Genomic DNA, 20,795 nt, shown 5'->3' with positions numbered 1-20,795 from the left:
GTGACATTCCCGGTTGGGGTCGGGGTCACGTTCTCATCGGCGGTGACGTTCACCGTCATGAACGTGAGCGGGATGAGCGGCGTGTGGTCGTTGTTGACCAGCTGGACCGAGAGGTTGTGCTCGCCCGGCGTCACGTTCTCCCATGTGTGGGTGAGGTTCGTGGAGATGACGTAGCCGCCGACTTCAGGCACGGCTGGTTCGCTCTCATTCGTCGGCACCACGGCATCCAGGTAGTAGTGCAGGTGGCCCTCGCCCGGCGCGTTCGGCTGCCCGGTCGGCTCCACCAGCGTGAAGTTCGTGACGTTCACGCTTACCGTGACGTTTCCGGCAGCGACGCTGGCGCCCTCCATGGGTTCGACGATGGTGACGTTCGCTTCAGTGGGCGGCGTCACGTTGCCCGTCGGGGTCGGCGTCACGTTCCCCGTCGGGATCGGGGTGACATTCCCGGTCGGGGTCGGCGTCACGTTCCCGGTCGGGGTCGGAGTGACGTTCCCGGTGACGGTCACGTTCACTGTAAGCGTATACAGGGCGTCCTCCAGGGTGTGATCCGGAGGCCCATAGGAGAAGGTTAGATTGTCCCCGTCGGTCACGTTCGTCACCGCGGGTCCTGTCGTGCCCGCCTCATCGTTCATCCAGAACGTCCAGTTGTTCGGAGTCCCATTCACGATCTCGTTCTCAATCCCTGCAATCGATAGAATGCTGAGATTCCCCTCTTCCGGAGGCAGGTCTTCGGCAACCTGGTACTCAAACGCTCCAAGAATCGAGGCCTCATCAAGTGCTCCAAGCACGGTCGTTTGTGGTACCTCATACGATTCGGTACTGTTCACAGGCGTAATGTTCACAGACTCATCAGGGCTCAGTTCGACAGGCCCTCCTCCAATCAGGACTGCCGTAGTTGCGGCAGTGAGTGACAGGAGAAGAACGAGGCAGAAACCGAGCAGTAAATGTTGTTTCATACATATCCCCCCTTGCGGGCAAGAGAATATTCAACGTTATATAAAAATATTGTGATAATAATCCGGGGATCTCAAACAGGGCGAATAACGACCAGATCTCTCCACATCCATCATAGTGCGAGTAGATCCTCCTCAAGGGAAAGACCAGACCGGTCCCCCTCTCCGGCGGAAGAAACCGGTAAAACGCCCATGGCCCCCTCTCCAGGAAAAGACGAAAAGAGTGTTACGGTCCGGATCAGGCCCGATAGCCGTCCGGACGGTTCCGAGGGGCCGGTATCGGTGCTCACCGCCTCCGCCCCGGTTACATCACCTCACTGCACGCTGCCTATCAGCATGGTCTGGTTCGCCACGGCCTCTGTCCCGGCCGGTGTCGTGGTGGCCACCGTCTCGGTCGGCGTCGTAGCCTGCATCCCGGTCTGGTTCTCCGTCGTCAGGTTCACGCTTGCAGGCACCAGCACCTGGTCGATGACGTGGATTACACCGTTCGTCGTGTTGATGTCCGCCATGGTGACGGTCGCGTTCCCGACCATGACCTCACCGTCGACGACGGTGACGTTCAGGTCCTCGCCGGCGAGCGTCGTGAGCGTCGTCGCGTTCTCAGTCTCGTTCCCCATACCAAGAAGACCGCTGAAGATATCGAGGATGCCGCCCTCAGACTCGTTTCCGGCCTGATCCCCGGTCTGGTTCCCGGTCTGGTTCCCTGCCATACTCATCAGGTCCGCCGAGGTGTACTCCCCTTCGACGACATGGTACTGGAGAACCGTGGTCAGGTTGTCGGTCTCGTTGAAGAGTTGCCCCACGGTTTCGTTGCCGAGCGCGTTGAACGCATCATTGCTCGGAGCAAAGAGCGTGTAGGGTCCTCCGGAGTTGAGGGTGTCGAAGAGCTCGGCCGCACTGACCGCTTCAGCCAGTCTTGTCAGGTTCTGGTCCTGGCCGATGTAGGCGGCGATCGTCATATCCGCTGTCTGATTACCCATCTGCCCGGTATCACTCCCGGTTGTCGGCGTTGCATTCTCGTCTCCCACCACCGCCGCCGTCACAGCAAACGGCATCGTCAGAAGAACGAGGATGCATGCGCATAGAACTGTCCATTGTCTCATACTACCATTCCCCCCTGGGGAGAGGGGGGAGATACCCCACAGATTATAAAAGTTTTGTTATAGTTATCGAGTTGGGGTTTTTGGGCCTACAGCCGTACGAGGACCGCCTGCTCCTCCATGTACTCCTCCAGCGCCCGGCTGCCGTTCTCCCTGCCGAAACCGCTCTCCTTCGTCCCCCCAAACGGCACCTCCGGGGGGATCTTCAGGTGCTGGTTGACCCAGACGATCCCCGCCTCGAGTTCCTCCGTCGCCCGGGCGATCACATCCGCACTCCGGGTCCATACCGACGCCCCGAGGCCGTAACGACTGTTGTTTGCGAGATCGAGCGCCTCATCGATGCCCGAGACGGTCGCGACCGGCAGCACCGGGCCGAAGACCTCCTCTGCAAAGAGCGGGGAGTCGTGCGGCACACCGGCGACGAGCGTCGGCAGGAAGAAGAGGCCGCGGTCGTACTGCTCCCCAAAAGGAGCCCGCCCGCCCGCGACGATCTCTCCCTCGGCCCGTTCCCGGACGGCATCCACCAGGCCGACGACCCGGTCAAACCCCGCCCGGTTGTTCAGCGGCCCCATCCCGACGCCGCGGTCCATGCCGTTCCCGACCACGATCGCCTCGACCCGTGCCGTCAGGCGCCGGACGAACTCGTCCGCGATCGACTCGTCGACGTAAAGCCTTTTCACCGCCGTGCAGACCTGTCCGCAGTTGTAGAACCGTCCGCGGACGGCCCCCTCGACCGCCTTCCCGATATCGGCGTCGCCCGCGACGATCATGGGGTCGCTCCCCCCGAGTTCCAGCGTAAGCCGCTTTAAGGCCGGGGCAGCATCCAGGGCGACCTGCTTCCCGGTCTCGACCTCCCCGGTGAACGAGACCTTCCGGATGGACGGGTTCCTCGCGATCTCCCGGCCGACCGTCTCCCCCGGTCCGGTGACGACGTTTAAGACGCCGGGCGGAAGTCCTGCGCCCCCGAGGATCTCCGCGAGTTTCGTGCAGGTCAGCGGGGCGGTCCGGGCGGGCTTCAAGACCACCGTGTTCCCCGCCACGAGGGCCGGGCCGATCTTCCAGCCCATGATGATCGCCGGCATGTTCCAGGGGATGATCGCGCCGCAGATCCCGAGCGGGCGCCGCCGGACGATCATCCGCCCGTAGCCCTTAAGGTTCTGGAACTCTCCCCGCTCCCCCGCCGAGAGGGCATGGTAGTACTCGAGGATGTTGGCAAACCCGTTGATCTCGTCGACCGCTTCACGGATGGGCTTCCCCTGCTCGGTGGTCAGGAGCGCCGCGAGATCGGTGTTCCTGCGGCGCACCTCAACTGCCGCGAAGAAGAGAACTTTCGCCCGGTCCCTCTGGCTCTTCGCGGACCAGTCCGCAAACGCCTCCCCGGCGGCCTCTACAGCCAATCGAACGTCCTCTTCGCCGCCAAGCGGCGCCTCCTCGATCACTTCTCCCGTGGCGGGGTTCTCCACGGCAAAGACCTTCCCGGCGACCGAGTCGCGCCACTCGCCGTTGATCAGCATCTTCATGGATGATCCTATGGGCGAAGGTGGTAATATGCGCTCGGTCACCCGGTGTGCTCGCACCGGCACCTACCGATAGGAATGGCCACCGCCGCCGCCATCCCGGCAAGCAGGAGAAACGCGGCCAGGAATCCGAACATCCCGGCGGCAAACCCCGCAAGGGCGGAGAGGAACGTGAACCCGGCGTAGGATGCGGTGTTGAAGAGCCCGGTCATCACGCCCTGCTGGACCCTCGTCTCCGCTAGGAACGCAAGAATCGCGACGATGATCACCCCGGAAAGAGCCCCGATGGCGGGAAAGGCATAGGGGGTAAAATAGCCCGCCACGACCGCTCCCGCCATCAGGATCGAGGAGACCCGGATGGTCGGGACGGGACGGAAGTTGATCCGGGGGGCGACGAGCACGGCGACGACGCTCGCGATGTTGATCGTCGCGAGCTGCAGGGCGAGCACCGACGGGTCGTTCCCGGTGTACTCCGGGTAGACGGCCGCCACCGCTCCGGTCATCCCCACCAGGACGACTGCTGCGACAAAGAGCCAGAAGTAGTTCCGGACGATCCCGGGGAGGTTCGCTCTCGCAAAACCCACGCGCTCGCTCTCCCGGACTGTGAACCCCATCCCGACCACGGGGACGGCAAGCACCGTAAAGAGGGCGATCCCGGCAAGATGACTGTCGAGGGCGGCATCGAGCCAGCCCGTCGCGAGGAGCCCCACGACCAGACCGAGATTCAGGGACGCCATCACGTACCCGCTGAGCTGCCCGGCCGACGGTTGGGAGTTCGCCCACGCAAGCGCCGCCGAGAGGAAGAGCCCGGCACCGAGCCCTTCGGCCACCCGGAAGACGAGGAGCGGCAGGCCTGAAGGGAAGAGCAGGATGAGGACACCGCTCGCGAGAGTCAGGAGAAGCCCGGCACGGATGAGCGGCACGCTGCCTATCCGGTCGCTTGCCATCCCTGCCGGCAGCACCGCAACAAACGCGCCCAAAAAGTATGCGGCGTAGACCGTGCCCTGCATTGCCGTCCCTTCGGCAAAATCGGGAAGCACCGGGACGACAGCGTTTGATAACGCCATCACCACGAATATCCCGAGAAGGATGGGGAAGTTCCGCACCATTCTAGAGCATGCGATAGGTCTCGAGGTTCATGGGAGAATGCGTCTCGATGCGGTGCCGCTTGTAGATGGAACTTGCAAGGTCGAGGGTCTTGTTCTCGTCGCCGTGGATGGTGAAGATCTTCTCCGGGCGCGGCTGGAGGTGGGCGACGTAGTTCATCAGCTGCTTCCGGTCCGAATGACCGGAGAACCCATCGCTCGTCGCGATCTCGAGGTTGATCACGATCGTCTCGCGCCACCCGAGCGGGATCTCGCGCCACCCTTTCTGGATACGCCGCCCAAGCGTCCCCTCCGCCTGGTAGCCGACGAAGACGAGCGCGTTGCGTTCGTCGGGGCCGAGGGCCTTGAGATACTCCATCACCGGCCCGCCGTTCAACATACCGCTCGTGGTGATGATGACGCAGGGATCGCCCGTTATCACCTTCTCGCGGATGGCCGGCGAGTCCACCTGAACGAAGGCCTCGGAGAGGAAGGGGTTCAACCCCTCGCGGAAGATCTGGTTCCTGAGATCGCTGTTGAGATACTCCGGGTAGGTCGTGTGGATCGCCGTCGCTTCCTTGATCATGCCGTCGAGGTAGATCTTCACCGGCGGTATCTTCTGCTTCCGGATACCCTCCTCGAGGGCGAGCATGACCTCCTGCGACCGTCCTACGGCGAACGCGGGGATGATCACCTTGCCGCCGCGCTTGATCGTCGCCGAGACCGTCTCGTAGAGTTTATCCTCGGCGTCTTTCCGCTGGGGCTGGATATCGTTCGCCCCGCCGTAGGTGCTCTCCATAAAGAGCGCCTCAAGACGGGGGAAGGACGAGACCGCAGGGGAGAAGAGCCTCGTCTTCTGGTAGTTGAAGTCCCCGGTGAACGCAATGTTGTAGAGCCCCTCGCCGATATGGAAGTGCGCGATAGCCGACCCGAGAATATGCCCCGCGTTATGGAAGGTGAGTTTGACGTCGGGAGCGATATCGGTCACGCTGCCGTAGTTGAGGGTGATGGAGTGCTTCATGTAGGTCCGCACTTCGTTTGAGGTGTATGGGATCTTGTCCGTCTCCTTCCGGACGACGTCCAGGTAATCGAGCTGGAGCATCGTCGAGAGGTCCCTCGTCGGCGGAGTCGAGTAGACCGGCCCCTGGTAACCGTACTTGAAGAGGAGGGGGACGAGAGCGCAGTGGTCGAGGTGCGCGTGGGTGAGGACCACCGCGTCGAGCGAGTCGAGCGGATAGATCTCGGGGACGTAGAGGTAGGGCGTCCCGTTCGCAGTGCTGCCCGGCTTTTCCCCGCAATCCACCAGGATCTTGCTCTCCGGTGTCGAGACGAGGAACGCAGCACGACCGACCTCCCGGCAGCAGCCGAGCGTTGTAACCCGCAGCCACTGATCTTTGCTCGTGACCTCCCGGTGGATACGGCGACCGATCGTCCGCAGGAACGCCTTCCGTTCGTCCTTCACCGACCGGAGGTACGTGCGGATCTGCTTGACCGTCGTGCTCTCGATGGGCGGTGTCCGGACTACTTTCGGCGTCCAGCCGATCTGTTTGGTGATCTCCCGCAGCGTTATGCCGTTCTTCCCGATGACCACGCCGGGCTTCTCAGCCTCGATCAGGACCTCGCCCGTCTCCGGGTCGAAGAAGAACTCGGATATCCCCGCGCTCTCAGACACAACGGCCCGGATCTCCTGGGCCGCCCGTTCCGGGTCCTCAAGGATGTTCGGGCGCACGACGATGCGCTTACGCAGGTCACGCGCCAGTACTCGTATCAGGTCCGCCTGGTCGGCGAACTGCTTCGGATCGTCGGTATAGATGACAAGTTCGGGTCCTTCGAACTCGACATTTGAGATCGTAATTCCGCTGGGAACGATCTTCTCGATCTGCTCCTTAAACTCCCGCAGTTTCTCTTCAATAACCATTAAAATCGTCCTAAAAAATGTCAGGGTGTCGGTCGGGCCACAGATGGCCTCTGCAGCCCGCTCGCTATCTGTTCTTCGTATTTGTCCTTCGTTATTACGACCACCATGATATCCTCCCCGGATGCCGAGTCACGACGCATCGCCGACCGGACTGCACGGATGGCGAGATCTTTTGCCTCGTCCTCCTTCAGGTCCGGGCGGTACTGGTCTTCGAGCACACCGTAGGCGAAGGGAGACCCCGAGCCGGTGGCGACGATATCCTCCTCCTTGGTCGCCCCGCCCATGGCGTCGACGGAGTATACGCTCGGCCCCTCGTCGTCGAACCCGCCCATCAGGAGCTGGACGTAGTACGGATAGTAGCGGTTCTGGTTCAGGTAATTCGAGAGCAGGGTCGACGCGGCGCCCACAGACATCGTCTTGCCGCGGCGCATCTCAAAGAGGTTGCACTCGACCTGCAGGATCCGGACCAGCTGCTGCGCGTCACCAACGCCGCCGGCGGTGGTGAGACCGATCCTCGGCGTGATCTGGTAGATCTTCTTGGCACGCTTGCTCGCGATCATGTTCCCCATCGTCGCCCGCATCTCCGTCGCAAGAACCACGCCGCCGTCGAAGACCAGCCCTACCGTGGTTGTACCTGTCATAATCTGTTGGGAAATATCAACCATTGAAGCACCCCTAAAATCTCTAAAACGCTTTACCTCTCTCAAAAGCGGTTAAGCGTATAGTGATACTCTAAAACATAAATTTATCGTCGTACCGGATTCTGGTACGACATGATAGGCATCCATATATTTTGTGGATAGAGAACCTTAATTCTTTCGCAAGCCCTGCTGGTCGGGCAGCAGGACTTTGATCAGTTCCCGGTCAAAGAGCATGGCGACGAGTCGCTTGTTCCCGTTGACCACCGGGAGCTGGTCGACCCGGGCTCGCCGCATCTTCAAGGCGCACTCGCCGACCTCCGCGTTCAAGGGAACGGCGAGAACGTTCTTGACCATCGCGTTCTTTACGGGGATCGGAAGGAGCTGGATCCTGGAGATGCCGTAGCTGATGGTGTGCATGTCCCGAATGCTCTCCCAGGTCCACTCGTCGTCGTCGGTACCGTTCGAGAAGTCGCTGACCTCGACGCCGTCCTCGATGCGGGAATGCCTGATGAGGTCCCGCTCCGATATGATGCCGGTCAGCGTCCCGTCCTCCATCAGGATGGGGATGGCGTCATAGCCCGATATCTCGAGGACCCTCCCCACAAGTGAAAGGGGTGTGTCCTCCCAGAGGGCATAGGTCTTGCTGACGTAGGTATCCTTGATCGGCAGGGTGAGGCGCATCTGTGCGATGGCCCCGATGAGGTCGGCCACGCTGATGAGCCCGATCATCGACCCGCCCTCTACGACCGGGAGCCTCCTGATGTTATGCCGCACCATCAGCTGGGCCGCCTCCGCAATGGGAGCGTCCGGCCTGATGACGACCGGGTCCGGCGTCATCAGGAGCCCGAGCTGGGTCTCGTCCGCTTTCCGGAGGAGGTCCTTACGGGTGATGATGCCGACGAGCTCGCCGTCTTTGAGGACCGGGACGCCGCTGATACCCGTGCGCTTCAGGATCCGCAGGACGTCATCCCGGTTTCCGGGAATCTCGACGCAGACGACGTCGGTCACCATGAAGTCCCGGACGAGCATCCGCCCTGAAGAGGTTATGATCTCACCACCGTGGTCGTGATGGGGCTGTTTTGCACCACGTAGTCGGTCACGCTGCCGAGCAGGAGGCGGTCGACACCGCTCTTTCCGTAGGACCCGAGGACGATGAGATCAACTCCCAGTTCTTTGGCGAGGGCGACGATCTGGGATCCCGCGTGCCCCTGCCGGAGATGCGTCGTGATCGGGACGCCCGCCGCATCTGCTTTCTTACGAGCCCCTTCCAGAATTTCCTCGCCTTCCTTCTGCAAAACACTATATATTATTTCGAGTGTGTTGTCCATAGGAAGGGATGAAAAGAGCCCGGATTCAACGACATAAACGACATGAACTTTGGCCTTCCAGACGCTGGCCTCACCGATAGCCTCTTCCAAAGCCCGGTTGGCAGGTTCGGAGCCATCTATAGCAACAAGTATCGTACGGAACATACACACCACGCAGAACAGATACTTCTTATCTGGTATCTATTGCAGGGTTAAAACTGTTTGGCAGATAGATGAAGAATCCAGCCGTTTTACAATGGTTGCCCGGACATCTTTGCTGAAGGTGAGGTTGGATTTTGCAGGATTTATGACAAGAAAATGCGCTTCCTGCCCCTCCTCAAGGTATCCTGACCTCCCGGCGAGCCGGGCCCCGGCGATCGCGGCACGCAGGACCTCGTCGTGGGGCGCGCGGTAGATCGTTGCAGTAAATGCCATCTCCCGGGCAAGGTCGGGCTGAACGAACATCACGTTGTCCGTCCCGAGGAGGAACCGGCCGCCGAGTTCGAGGATCCGCGCTATCGGCGGATGGGCCGCCGAGGCCGCAACCCCGAGCAGCCAGTTCGACCTCGGGCAGACGACGATGGGAATTCCCCTATCGACGATCCGCCTGAGGTGTGCATCGGTCGCGTGGGTGCAGTGGACGAGCAGGTCGGGCTCGAACGCGAGCGCCTCGTCGATATCGTCAGGGTTCTTCTCCCCGGCGTGGAAGGCGACGAGCCTCCCCGCGGCTCGCGCCTCCCTGACGATCTCTTCGGCGTTCGCGACGTCGTGGACGCTGCTGATGCCCGCCCCGTCGCTGACCTTCTCGCCGCCTTCGCGGCCGAGGATGACGGGCCGGCAGCCGAGACCGGCCGCCGCCTCGCGAAGCGCCGCAACACCGTCGGCCCCCCCTTCCCGGAAGTCGGCAAACCCGGTCGTCCCGGTCGCGATCATCGCCATGATGCTCGACCGCATCCCCCGGACGAGGTCGGCCCGCGGGGTTGCCGCGAGGATCCGGTGCTTCAACCCGTTCGGCGGTTTGACGAGTTCGGCGAGGCTGCCCCGGGCGGGGAGGTCCATCGCGACTGTGTCGCCGAGATGGGTATGGGCGTTGAAGAAGGCGGGCACGATCCACCGGTCCGGCGTCCCAAAAGAGGGCTCTATCGCGGTGATGATACCCCCGGAGACCGTGATGGTGACGTCTTCTTCCCGGAGGTCTTCGCCGAGGAGTGTGCGGCCGGTGACGACGTATGATCTCTCCTGCATCCTGTGACCTTTGTTTTATATATTGCAAGGGAGAATATTTGAGTATGGCGAAAAAATCTGGCGGAAGACTGGTATCCTCTGCCGGCCTGGTCAACTACTACGACAGCGAAGATCACCGGGCCATCCACATCGACCCGAAGATCGTGATCGTTGTAACCATCGTGACCGGAGGGGCAGTCTTTATCCTCAACGCTCTCTTCTAATCCTTTTTGTCCCGCTTCAGGGCCACGAGACCAGCCCTGATGACGTCCTGCTCCGGCGTAAAGTAGACCTGGTCGTGCCCGTTCCAGGTCCGGCAGTTCCGGAAGACCACGGCGGGGACACCCTGGTGGCTCTCGCCCATGACGAAGTTGGCGAAGGCTGCGATCTCGTCGACCGCCGCTTCTTCGGTGATCGCGAGGACATGGCCGAAGAGATCGGTGTCGCCCCGGTAGTCGTCAATCGCCGTCATCCCCGCCCACCCGATGGCGGTGCCGGTCTGGCCGCGCCGAAACGACCTGCCGCAGGTATCGGTGATGAGCACCCGGACGTCCTTTCCGGTGATGCGGCAGATCGCGCTCCGGACCTCGGCGGCGGCCTCCATGGGGTCGGGCGGGAGAATGATGATCCGGCCGTCTTCGATATTGCTGTGGTCGACGCCGGCCCGCACGCCGATGTGGCCGGAAGGCAGTTCCGAGAGGATGAACGGGTATTCGAGCAGAATATCGGTGGACGAGTCCAGGACCGCCTGCACGAAGCGGGGATCTTCCTTTGTCTTTGCCGCGATCCGCACGGCGTCCGCGCCGGGGGTGATGGCAGCGAGATCAAGGGTGAAGCCCTTTGCCTTCGAGTAGACGGACGAGGCGACGGCGAGGATATCCCCGTCTTCGAACGCGACCCGATCGCAGATCAGGGCGGGCAGGTCGTCACCGTTCTGGATCAGGGGGAGGCCCTGAACACCGATTACCTGGATAGCCATGGAACTCACGGATCAGTGGTCGTCTCCGCATGCAGAAAAATGCTCGGATTTTCACGCAGAGGGCTCCGACGGATTGTGGGGATTACTCGTGATTTCGGGCGCGACGGACGGGGAGGCACGGGCATGAGCACCAAAGGTGGGATCTCCCCACGCAGTGGACCGTGCCCCCCTCCCCTGTCTCCTCACACCAGATGGCTCGCCTCAAAAGTCCCCCACCGCCCACCGCTCACCCGCACCACAACCCCACACCTTCCCTCAACCGGAACTCCGGCTCGAACGAGGCGATCAGGTCGAGGTACTGCTCGACGGTGCGGGTGAAGAGGAAGCACTCCCGCACCCGCTCGCGCGCCGCGCGCCCGAGCCGTTCTGCGAGGTCGGGGTCGCGGAGCAGCCGGACGATCCTCTCCGCCGCCTCGTCGACGGAGGAGACCAGGAACCCGTTCACCCCGTCCTGGATCTGGTAGCGGATCCCGCCGACGTCTCCGCCGATCACCACCGCACCCTTCCACATCGCCTCCGAGACCGTCAGTCCGAACCCTTCCCGGAGGGACTTCTGCATGACGACCGCCGCCCGCCGCTGGAGCGCGTTCACCAGCGCCCCGTCCTGGACGCTCAGCACGATGACCCGCTCGTTTCTGTGGGCGAGGAGCGACCGGTAGACCTCGGCGCCTTCGGGGTCGTCGGTCGCCACGTTCCCGACGAGGACCAGGGTGCACTCTTCCTTCCTCCTTGCCTTCTCGAATGCCCGGATGACCCCCACGGGGTCCTTCCAGTGGTCGAACCGGGAGACCTGCACCACCAGGGGGAGGTCGGTCGGGATGCCGTAGTGCGCGAGACGTTCGTCGACGGCGCTCTCGGGGAGGTCCCGGTTCACGATCGAGAAGGGGTCGATGCCGGGCGTGAAGAAGACCTGCGGTCTCGTGAGGTCCTGCCGGTACTCTCCGCAGGAGAGGACGACGGCGTCGTACCTCTCGATGAACGGGAGGAGGTAGTTCCAGACCTCCCGGTTCGGCGTGGTGAGGTCGAGGTGGCAGCGCCATACCCAGGGACATTTCTTCCGGTAATGGGTGATCAGCGGGAGCGGTTGCGGGTCGTGGACGAAGACCATGTCGTGGTCGATGTGGTTCCTCACGGCGTTCTCGTGGATGACGTTCTCGTAGATCTCCTTCTTCCGGTCGGTCAGGTTGATCTCGCCTCCCTGGAGGGCGTTATGAAACTTCTTCGTCACGCTGAAGTAGTCCGGCGGGCCGTGGACGACGCGCCACCCGGTCTCTATGCCGAGGCTGTTTGTCAGGAGGGTCAGGGATGACAGGATCTGGGATACCCCGCCGCCGTAGTAGGTGGAGTTCATGTGCAGGACGTGCATGTCGTGGAGCGGCCGTGCCTTCGCCTCGATGCGGCGTACAACCTCTTTTCCGACATACCGTTCGTAGTCCCCGATTGTGTGAATCACGCTCATCCCGATCGCTCCTGCATCGAAGCGTTTGCTCTTATGCATACCGGTGGGTCCCGGCAGATGACGGTCCCCCTGCCGATCCTGCATAACCGATATATAGGTGCCGCGGCACCCACCAGCGAAGAGAGGAAGAAGCATGGAAGAGGCACCGGAACGGGATGGTACTCTGCCGGGAAAGGCGGAGTCGTACTGGATGGCCACCTCGCCGGAGACGGGGTTTCCGCCGCTCGACGGGGACGGGCGCGTGGACGTCACGGTGATCGGGGGCGGGATCGCAGGCATCACCACGGCCTTCCTCCTGAAGAAGGCGGGGCTGACGGTCGCCCTCATCGACGCCTACCGGATCGCCACGGGCGCCACCGGCAATACGACGGCGAAGATCACGGCGCTCCACCGGCTCGTCTACGCCGACCTGATCGACCGGTTCGGGAGCGTGAAGGCCCGGCAGTATGCCGCTGCGAACCAGGCGGCGATCGAGACGATCGCGGCCCTCGTCCGGGAGTACAACATCCCGTGCAGTTTCGAGCGGAAACCCGCCTATACCTACGCGGAGTCGGCGGATTCCCGCGAACTCGTTATCGCCGAGGCGGATGCGGCAAAGAGCCTCGGTCTTTCGGCGGTCTTCACGGAGGAGGTCCCGCTCCCGGGCAGGATGCACGGGGCGGTGGTCCTCGAGGACCAGGCGCAGTTCCACCCGCGTAACTACCTCCTGCTCCTCGCCGGGCACCTCCCGGGGGAGGGAAGTTACGTCTTTGAGATGACGAGAGCCCTCGATATCGAGGAGCGGGAGAGCGGTGTTGCGGTGAAGACCGACCGGGGCTCGCTCTCCTCCGACCACGCGGTTCTCGCCACGCAGTACCCGATCTATGACCGGCCCGGCGCATATTTCGCCCGGATGCATCCGTCGAGGTCGTATGCGCTCGGGATCCGGATCGATGAGCCGTTCCCGAACGGGATCTTCATCAACGCCGCGGGACCCGTCCACTCCTGGCGGTCGCAGCCCGCCGGCGACGGCGACCTCGTCATCGTCACCGGGGCGGCGCACGACACCGGGGCGGTGACCGATACCCGGGCGCATTACCGCGCCCTCGAGGCCTACGCCCGGTCGGTCTACCCGGTCAGGGCCGTCGACTACCACTGGTCGGCACAGGACTACATCACCCTCGACCGTGTGCCCTATATCGGCCCGCTTGCCGAAGGCCACGACCGCATCTATGTCGCGACGGGATTCGGGAAGTGGGGGATGGCCACCGGCACCGCGGCAGCGATGATCCTCACCGATATGATCCAGGGCCGCACGAACCCCTGGACGGAGGTCTTCGACCCCTCCCGGTTCCGGGAGCAGCCGGAGTTTCCCGACCGGGTCCGGAAGAGACTCGCGGCCGCCGGGGAGACGATCGAGGTCGATGCCGCCCGGTTTGACCGGGAGGTCGCGGCGATACCACCCGGCGAGGGGAAGGTCGTCGAGGCGGGCGGGCAGAAGGTCGCGGTCGTCCGGGACGGGGGCGGCGGGATCCGCACGCTGGACCCGACCTGCATGCATATGGGCTGCACCGTCGCCTGGAACAACGCAGAGGAGACCTGGGACTGCCCCTGCCACGGTTCGCGTTACGCTGCCGGCGGGAGGGTGATCGGGAGCCCGACGGTGAGAGACCTGAAAGGGAAGAAGGTCGTGCGGAAGTGAGATCGGGAGCAGGCGTGGCACACCTATATATGTCCCCGGCATAATGGTGACCGCCCGCCGCCCCTTCCCGGCACCCGCCGGGAGGGAGGGAGGGCAGGCGGGCAAGCGGAGGCGTAACCTATGGAGCATGGACCGGGTCCGGTGTATGGCCTGCCGGGCAGACACGAGTCGTACTGGATGGAGACCACCCCCGAGACGTCGTATCCCCCCCTGCCAGGGAACCTGGAGACCGACGTGGCGGTCGTGGGCGGCGGTATCACCGGGATCACCACCGCCGTCCTGCTCAAGCAGGCAGGCTACACGGTCGCCGTGATCGAGGGGGGGAGGGTCTACCGGGGGGTGACCGGCCACACGACGGCGAAGGTGACGTCGCTCCACCGGCTCATATACCACAAGTTGATCTCCCGGTTCGGAGGCGGGCAGGCGAAGCAGTATGCCGACGCGAACCAGGCGGCGATCGAGACGATCGCATCGTTCGTCCGGGAGTACGACATCCCCTGCAATTTTGTCAGGAGACCGGCCTACACCTACGCGGAGTCGGAGGACTCCCGCGACCTCGTTATGGCCGAGGCGGACGCGGCACGGAGTCTCGGGATCCCGGCGACGTTTGTGGAGGAGATCGGGCTCCCCGGGCGGACCTACGGAGCGGTCCGGTTCGTCGACCAGGCGCAGTTCCACCCGCTGAAATACCTCCAGCGCCTCGCCTCCTTCATACCGGGCGACGGGAGTTACATCTTCGAGAAGACCCGGGCGCTTGAGGTGCAGGACGGCGGAGGCAGGTGCGCTGTCCGGACGGAGCACGGGGTCGTCACGTCCCGGGCGGCGGTCCTTGCAACCCACTACCCCTTCTACGACGGCCCCGGGTTCTACTACGCAAGGATGGAGCCCTCGCGCTCTTACGTCCTCGGCATCCGGACCGGCGAGCCGTTCCCGGACGGCATCTTCATCAACGCCGAAGGCCCCGCCCACTCCTGGCGTTCACAGCCCGCCGAAGGGGGCGAACTGGTGCTCGTCGGCGGCATGGAGCACCGGACCGGCGAGAACGTGGACACCAGGGAGCACTACCGGGCCCTCGAGGCCTACGCCCGGTCGGTCTACCCGGCCATCTCCGTCGACTACCGCTGGTCGGCGCAGGACTACATCACCATCGACGGCGTCCCCTACATCGGCCCGCTCGCCGCCGGCCACGAGAACGTCTACATCGCGACGGGTTTCCGGAAGTGGGGGATGACCAACGGCACCGCGGCCGCGATGATCCTCACCGAGATGATCCAGGATCGCACGAGCCCCTGGGCAGAGGTCTACGCCCCTGATCGGTTCAAGCCCGCGGCATCTGTCCGGCGATTCCTCGTCCACAACATCGGGGTGGCCGAGAAGTACATCGGCGGGGCGATATCCCGGCCGGCCGGGGACCTCCGGGACGTCCGGCCCGGGGAAGGGAAGATCCTGATGATCGAGGGGGAAAAAGCCGGGGTCTTCCGGGACCGGGAGGAGCGGGTCCACGCGGTCAACCCCACCTGCACGCACCTGGGATGCGTCGTCGCATGGAACAGCGCCGAAGAGACCTGGGACTGCCCCTGCCACGGCTCCCGCTACGACGCAGACGGGAGGGTGATCCACGGGCCGGCGGTGAAAGACCTCGCACCGCGGGGGGCTCAAGAGAGGTGAGGGAGATGGAGAGAATGGGGGCACGCCCCTCCCACCGCCCCACCCCGAATCATAAAAGGAGACCGGATGGATAACTATAAATCCACCCGCCGGCACATTCCCTTTAAGAATGTACCTCGTCATCCGCTGTCCGGGCTGCAAGACCTTCACCTACGTGGACCGCTACCAGCGCTGGAGGCTCTGTCCGATGTGCGGCGAAGCGATCAACGTCGGACGTGCGCCGGTCTACCTGGATGTCGATGATTTTCTGGACGCAGAACGGGTGGTCGAGCAGCTGGAGTCGTACCTGGACCGGACCCGGAAAAAAGACCTGACGGAGCAGGACCTCCAGCGGCTGCGGGCCCGGTACACCGAGTGGGTGAAGGACCGGGTCTGATCACCAGAGGCGCCCGCAGCCGGGACAGAGCATGCTCACTCTCCTTCCGCAGTGCGGGCAGAACAGGCCCGTACGCTCTTTGCTGGATAGCGGTCTCCCGCACCTCTTACAATGAATCGGGGCCTCGAACCCGCACTCGTGTCTGACCATCAATCCAGATATACGTAGTCTCTCACAAAAAGATTTCCTTTTCCGCGGTTCGCAACATCCCCGACAAACCGGATTAGCGTGCGCCCCTCGTGCTGGACCGTTCCGATCTTCCGAAACGTGGGAAGCATCCCCTGCGCGGTGCCGAAGACGTAACAGGAGCCCCCTTTCATGTTCGCTGCCGGGCGGCTGCAGTCCCCGTGCACCGTGAGCGTTCCCCCGTGCATCTCCGCCCCGGGCATATCCCCGGCACTGCCGTGGATGATCACCGTGCCGCCGGCGATGTGTTCCGCCACGAAATCCCCGGCGCGGCCGAAGACCTCCACGGTGCCGCCGGTCATCCCCTTCCTGCCGCCCCGGTATCCCGACGCGCAGTAGTCTGCGGCATCGCCCCGGCAGATGATGGTTCCGCCCCCCATCTCCCTCCCGAGCCAGCCGTCGGCGTTGCCGCGGACCTCGATCTCCCCGCCGGTCATGAAGTTGCCGCAGTGCATCCCGATATTGCCGAGGACCGTGATCTTCCCGGCCTCCATGTACTCCCCGACCCGTTTTAAGCGGAACGTGTCATCGCCCGAGAGGACGACCTCGACGTTTTCTGAGCGATCGGCATGGCCCTCCACGGTGACCGTGAAGACCTCGTCGAGCCTGAGTTCCCGGTTCCCCCGCCAGACGACGAGATCGGTGCCGGCAAGGAAATTCTTCGGGACGATCGACTCCGCCTCGATCGGGATGAACGACCTCGCGGTAGGTTTCATCGCAAGCGTGACCTTCATATCTCCGCCTCCGTCTCGATGCACCGGTTCCGGTTCAGGTACTCCTCCTGCACCGGGTAATTTCTCATCCTGACCGTGTAATAGCGGTCGAACTTCTCGATGAAGTCCGGGTCTTTGCCCATATCGTAAGCCTCGGAGACCTTCGGCTTGACCCAGAACGTGGCGTTGCTCCCATCGATCAGGCACTCGCCCCTCCGGGCGACGACCCTGCCCCGCTTGATCGTGTACTCGGTCTGACCGAACGCCTCGATCACCTTCTGATGATCCACCGACGGGTCGACCTCGTCAATCCGGATCGGGTAGACGGCAACATCCGCATACGCGCCCGGCCCGAGATGGCCTTTCCCGATCTCCTGGATCCCGAGCGCCTTCGCCTGGCCGGCCCGGGTCATCACCGCGATCTCGTACCAGTCCAGTTCCCGCTCGATCGCCGGGAGGGGCACCCTTGCCGCGGTATCCGGGTGGACCGTCGCGAACTCGGCGTCGCGGTATTTCTTGCTCATCAGGAGGGCGATGATCTCGGGGTAGCGGACGAACGGCGCACCGTTCGGGTTATCCGTCGTGAGCAGGCACTGCCAGGGGCTCTCCGTGAGGAGGGCGAGTTCGAGCCCGATCGCCCACATGATCGAGTTGACCAGGTTCTTGCGCCGGTAGATGACCGGGATGATCCCGGAACCGGTCTCGAGCTCCACGTCGTGGTTGCTCCACTTCTCGTGGTGGAGGCGGTAGAGGTTGAACTCCATCGGCCCGTCGGCGGTCATCGTCGTCGTCCGGCCGAACATCACCTGCCCCATGTCCATGACGATCTGCGGGCGCATGTTGACGAAATTTGCTATCGGCTCGCTCTTCGAGCAGAAATCCGGCCACCCGGACCCGCCGTAGGCGTGGAACTGGACGTGGGTGGCATAGAGCGTCTGCCTCTTTTTGTTCAGGTCCGGGACGAGGCCCATCGACCCAAGCGTGCAGGTGTAGTTCCCCGGCGTGCCCAGGTTGTTCGCGTGGAGGTGGACGGAGTGCGGGAGATGGAGGAGCTCGTTCGCCTCGATCACCTTCCGGATGATCTCCGCGGGCGTCACCTCGAAGTAGGGCACCGGGTCCCTGATGCAGGAGACGTTCTTGCCCCACTGCCAGGCCTCGGTGCCGCCTGGGTTCGTGAGTTTGACGCCGAACCCCTTCACCGCCCGGAGCGTCCAGGCGATGATGGCTGCAACCCTCTTCGTGTCGCCGTCGCGGATCGCCTCCATGATTCCCCAGTTCCCGTCGAAGAGGGTGTTTGCCATCGTATCCTGGAGCGGCGTGTAGATGAACTCCTCGTGGGTGTGGCGTGCCTCGAGCGGTGCCATCGCGCCCTCGAGCAGGGTGGTGTAGCCCATCACGCTGTAACGGTAACTGTTGCCGTAGGTGGTCGGGACGCTGTAGCCGGACGTGGCGTGCAGCGGCCCCCGCCGGGGCGTCCTCCCCGCCCGCATATCCTCGGGGCTCATGTACCGCCCGAAGTTCACCTTCGTCCCGCAGATATGGGTGTGCGAGTCGACCCCGCCCGGCATCGTGAGCATGCCGTGGACGTCGATCACCTCCGCCGCACCGCTCACCTCCTCAACGATCCTGCCGTCACGGATGGCGATGTCCATCGTCTCGGCGTTGATGGACCGGAGGGGGTCGATGACGCAGGCGTTCTTCACCAGGAGTTCGGTCATTGCCCTTTTCCCTCCTGCATCAGCGTATACATCTTCAAAAGGACCTCCCGGTCGGACGGATAACCGGAAGAGAGGACCTGCCTTGTCCGGATGGGCACCCCGTCCATCCGGTAGGCCGTCCCCACGGCGTCGATGCCGGTCACCGCCACCGGGATCTGGACGTTGCAGAACGCGGTCGTGGCGTTCGGGTAGGGGTCGAGCTGGACCACCGGGATCTCCGCGAGGTGCTCCAGGCACTTTCGCGGGAAGTGGGCGGCCGGGTCGCTCCCGACGATCAGCGCCGCGTCGCACTCTTTCCGGGCCAAGATATCCACGGCCGTCGTCTCACCCGGGTTGTAGAAGGCGATCCCCCGGGAGAAGTCGATCCCGAAGGGGTAGCCGGTCATCCAAGTGTTCACTTCGTTGGACCCGTAGACGTTGTAGTGGCCCCGCATCGCCGAGATGGTGAACTTCGTGTGCCGGCTCAGTTCCGAGACGAGTTCGATGGCGTTCCTGATGTTCTTGTACTTTCCGCGGGTCATCGTGAGCCCGAGCCCGAAGTAGACCGCCCCGAACTTCGCTCCTTTACAGAGGTTCGCCACCCGGACAAGCTGCTCGCGGGTGACGCCCGCGACCGTCCGGGGGATCGTCTCCGTCTTGCCCCGGACGATCGCCCGGAGCGCCGAGAGGACCGCATAGTCCCCGCCGGGCTTGATCTGCACGAACTCGTCAGCGATGTTCGCCGTCTCGGTCTTCCTGACGTCGACGACGATCACCTTCCGGTCGCGGAAGGCGTTGTCGAGGAAGAACCCTTCCGCGTAGCGGGTGTAGCGGGAGAGGTGACGGGGGTGGGCGTCGATCGGGTTCGATCCCCAGTAGATGACAAGGTCCGCCCGGTTCTTCACCACCCCGAGGGTGCAGCCCGGGTGCCCGACCTCCTGGATGGCCAGGATCGACGGTCCGTGGCAGACCGAGGAGGTGTTGTCGATGACGCCCCGGACGAGTTCGGCCATATGCACCCCCACACACTGGGCCTCCCCGTGGGTCCCGCTCCACCCATACAGGAGCGGGCGCTCGGCAGAGAGGAGCATACCGGCGGCGTAGCGGGCCGCCTCATCGTAGGTGATATCCTTCCATGCGTCTCCATCGCGCAGGATCGGGTTCTTCAGCCTCTTCTCGCCCATGAACTTCTTCGTGCCGAGTTCGCAGGCGTTCGTCACAGCGACCACCCGGTCCCCGTCCACCTCCACCTCGATATCGTCGCAGAGGCATCCGCAGAACGGGCAGACCGCGTCCTTAACGATCATAGGCAAGCCCTCCCAGGTCTTCCATCAGTCCGTGAACGGTCTTCGGCTCTTCATCCGTCGGTTCGATCTCCACCTCGTGCGACTTGAAGTCAGGCATCCCGGTGGAGTGGGTGCCGGCAGCGACGATGTGGTTTGCGTAGGGCCCGTAGGGGACAAAGACGGTGCCCGTCTCCACCTCCTCGGATGCGGAGACCCGCATGACGACCTCGCCGCAGGGCCCGGTCACCCGGATACACTCGCCGTCGTCAAGCCCAAGTTCCATCATATCGAACTCGTGCATGAAGCAGGTGGAGGTCTCGGCCGCGTATTCGGCGGAGGTCTTGTTCTCGACCGTCACCCCCTGGTTCACCGTCCGGCCCGTGATCATGAGATACGTCATGCCTCCGCCTCCTCGCCCTGCACCCCTTCCACCATCCGGGCGACCCGGATGGCCCGGTTCGGGCAGTTGATCTCGCAGGTCTTGCACCCCGTGCACTTCTCCTCGTGGAGTATCGTCACCCGGCCGCCCTCGATCCGCATGATCACCTCGTCGCTTGAGGAGGTTCCCGTCGCCCCGAGTTGCGGGTCGATCTCCCGGTTGACCGGGCAGGAGACGCAGCAGTTTCCGCAGCGCATGCAGAGGCTGTCGTCGACCTGGAGGTGGTACCACGACCAGAACGCCGTCCCGTCGCGCCGGGTGACGTCGAGGATCCGCCCGCTCGACAGAACGCCTTCGGGGCATGCCTCGACGCAGAGGCCGCACCGGATGCAGTGGCCGGGGTAGATCTCCGGCCCCCATTGGTCCTTCTTGCGGAGAACCGCGATGGCGCCGGGCGCGGGGCAGATCATCATGCAGGAAAGGCACCGCGTGCACTCCTTCTCCGTCCGGGCCGGGTAGCCCTTGAAGTACGAGGGGGTCTCAAGCGGTGCGGTCCTGGCGAAGAAGAATGTTTTCAGCCATTCCGGCCGGAGAAACTCACGCACGTAGTAGATGATCGATCGCAT

General features: G+C 63.5%; 19 protein-coding genes and 1 pseudogene. 4 read left to right on the top strand and 16 right to left on the bottom strand.

Annotation, left to right across the window (positions count from 1 at the left end):
• The 9 genes and pseudogenes from BRA49_RS06210 to BRA49_RS06170 form a co-directional block, all read right to left on the bottom strand.
• Window positions 1–827 (bottom strand): annotated as a pseudogene (locus tag BRA49_RS06210) (hypothetical protein); the annotation flags it as partial.
• Window positions 828–1,267: 440 nt separating this feature from the next.
• Window positions 1,268–2,056: a fasciclin domain-containing protein gene (locus BRA49_RS06205; protein WP_292384434.1), complete on the bottom strand. Its 789-nt coding sequence runs from the start codon at window positions 2,054–2,056 to the stop codon at window positions 1,268–1,270.
• A gap of 86 nt (window positions 2,057–2,142) precedes the next feature.
• On the bottom strand, window positions 2,143–3,573 hold the full coding sequence (locus BRA49_RS06200; RefSeq protein WP_292384432.1) for an aldehyde dehydrogenase family protein: 1,431 nt from the start codon (window positions 3,571–3,573) through the stop codon (window positions 2,143–2,145).
• A gap of 38 nt (window positions 3,574–3,611) precedes the next feature.
• Window positions 3,612–4,679, bottom strand: a complete 1,068-nt coding sequence (locus BRA49_RS06195) for an MFS transporter (RefSeq protein WP_292384430.1) — start codon at window positions 4,677–4,679, stop codon at window positions 3,612–3,614.
• A gap of 1 nt (window position 4,680) precedes the next feature.
• Window positions 4,681–6,573 (bottom strand): beta-CASP ribonuclease aCPSF1, encoded by a 1,893-nt coding sequence (locus tag BRA49_RS06190; protein WP_292384429.1) that lies wholly within the window; start codon window positions 6,571–6,573, stop codon window positions 4,681–4,683.
• Between the two features lie 20 nt (window positions 6,574–6,593).
• Window positions 6,594–7,238 carry an archaeal proteasome endopeptidase complex subunit beta gene (gene psmB / locus BRA49_RS06185; protein WP_292384427.1) on the bottom strand — a complete coding sequence of 215 codons (645 nt, stop codon included), beginning with the start codon at window positions 7,236–7,238 and terminating at the stop codon, window positions 6,594–6,596.
• 144 nt (window positions 7,239–7,382) lie between these two features.
• Complete coding sequence (locus tag BRA49_RS06180; protein WP_292384426.1) at window positions 7,383–8,243, bottom strand: CBS domain-containing protein; 861 nt, start codon at window positions 8,241–8,243, stop codon at window positions 7,383–7,385.
• Window positions 8,244–8,257: 14 nt separating this feature from the next.
• Complete coding sequence (locus BRA49_RS06175; RefSeq protein WP_292384424.1) at window positions 8,258–8,686, bottom strand: universal stress protein; 429 nt, start codon at window positions 8,684–8,686, stop codon at window positions 8,258–8,260.
• A gap of 36 nt (window positions 8,687–8,722) precedes the next feature.
• Window positions 8,723–9,766, bottom strand: a complete 1,044-nt coding sequence (locus BRA49_RS06170; RefSeq protein WP_292384423.1) for an amidohydrolase family protein — start codon at window positions 9,764–9,766, stop codon at window positions 8,723–8,725.
• A gap of 44 nt (window positions 9,767–9,810) precedes the next feature.
• On the opposite strand from BRA49_RS06170, the gene BRA49_RS06165 reads away from it, so the two are divergent.
• The gene (locus tag BRA49_RS06165) at window positions 9,811–9,969 is read left to right on the top strand and encodes a preprotein translocase subunit Sec61beta (protein ID WP_292384422.1); all 159 of its coding nucleotides are present in this window, start codon (window positions 9,811–9,813) and stop codon (window positions 9,967–9,969) included.
• Here the strand turns inward: BRA49_RS06165 and BRA49_RS06160 are convergent.
• Together BRA49_RS06160 and BRA49_RS06155 are read right to left on the bottom strand one after the other, a co-directional pair.
• Entirely contained in the window at window positions 9,966–10,724 is a 759-nt protein-coding gene (locus BRA49_RS06160) for a coenzyme F420-0:L-glutamate ligase (RefSeq protein ID WP_292384420.1), read from the bottom strand. The genes BRA49_RS06165 and BRA49_RS06160 overlap by 4 nt on opposite strands.
• 226 nt (window positions 10,725–10,950) lie before the next feature.
• Window positions 10,951–12,222: a glycosyltransferase gene (locus BRA49_RS06155; protein ID WP_292384418.1), complete on the bottom strand. Its 1,272-nt coding sequence runs from the start codon at window positions 12,220–12,222 to the stop codon at window positions 10,951–10,953.
• Between the two features lie 94 nt (window positions 12,223–12,316).
• On the opposite strand from BRA49_RS06155, the gene BRA49_RS06150 reads away from it, so the two are divergent.
• The 3 genes from BRA49_RS06150 to BRA49_RS06140 all read left to right on the top strand — a co-directional run bounded on the left by BRA49_RS06150 (window position 12,317) and on the right by BRA49_RS06140 (window position 15,908).
• Entirely contained in the window at window positions 12,317–13,864 is a 1,548-nt protein-coding gene (locus BRA49_RS06150; protein ID WP_292384417.1) for an FAD-dependent oxidoreductase, read from the top strand.
• A gap of 120 nt (window positions 13,865–13,984) precedes the next feature.
• A complete protein-coding gene (locus BRA49_RS06145; protein WP_292384416.1) occupies window positions 13,985–15,532 on the top strand; it encodes an FAD-dependent oxidoreductase in 1,548 nt (515 codons plus the stop codon).
• Between the two features lie 109 nt (window positions 15,533–15,641).
• Window positions 15,642–15,908, top strand: coding sequence for a DUF1922 domain-containing protein (locus BRA49_RS06140; protein ID WP_292384415.1), 267 nt, complete (start codon window positions 15,642–15,644; stop codon window positions 15,906–15,908).
• 149 nt (window positions 15,909–16,057) lie between these two features.
• Here the strand turns inward: BRA49_RS06140 and BRA49_RS06135 are convergent, their stop codons facing one another.
• The 5 genes from BRA49_RS06135 to BRA49_RS06115 are packed head-to-tail and all read right to left on the bottom strand — an operon-like array spanning window position 16,058 to window position 20,795.
• A complete protein-coding gene (locus tag BRA49_RS06135) occupies window positions 16,058–16,828 on the bottom strand; it encodes a formylmethanofuran dehydrogenase subunit C (RefSeq protein WP_292384414.1) in 771 nt (256 codons plus the stop codon).
• A complete protein-coding gene (locus tag BRA49_RS06130; protein ID WP_292384411.1) occupies window positions 16,825–18,525 on the bottom strand; it encodes a formylmethanofuran dehydrogenase subunit A in 1,701 nt (566 codons plus the stop codon). The genes BRA49_RS06135 and BRA49_RS06130 overlap by 4 nt, the downstream gene beginning before the upstream one ends.
• Entirely contained in the window at window positions 18,522–19,811 is a 1,290-nt protein-coding gene (locus tag BRA49_RS06125; RefSeq protein WP_292384409.1) for a formylmethanofuran dehydrogenase subunit B, read from the bottom strand. The genes BRA49_RS06130 and BRA49_RS06125 overlap by 4 nt, the downstream gene beginning before the upstream one ends.
• Window positions 19,801–20,190, bottom strand: coding sequence for a molybdopterin dinucleotide binding domain-containing protein (locus BRA49_RS06120; RefSeq protein ID WP_292384408.1), 390 nt, complete (start codon window positions 20,188–20,190; stop codon window positions 19,801–19,803). Before BRA49_RS06120 ends, BRA49_RS06125 begins: the two co-directional genes overlap by 11 nt.
• Window positions 20,187–20,795 (bottom strand): 4Fe-4S binding protein, encoded by a 609-nt coding sequence (locus BRA49_RS06115; RefSeq protein WP_292384407.1) that lies wholly within the window; start codon window positions 20,793–20,795, stop codon window positions 20,187–20,189. The genes BRA49_RS06120 and BRA49_RS06115 overlap by 4 nt, the downstream gene beginning before the upstream one ends.

It is taken from the genome of Methanoculleus sp. UBA430 (assembly GCF_002506585.1).
GTDB lineage: Archaea > Halobacteriota > Methanomicrobia > Methanomicrobiales > Methanoculleaceae > Methanoculleus.
This window is presented reverse-complemented; position numbering and strand designations above follow the sequence as displayed.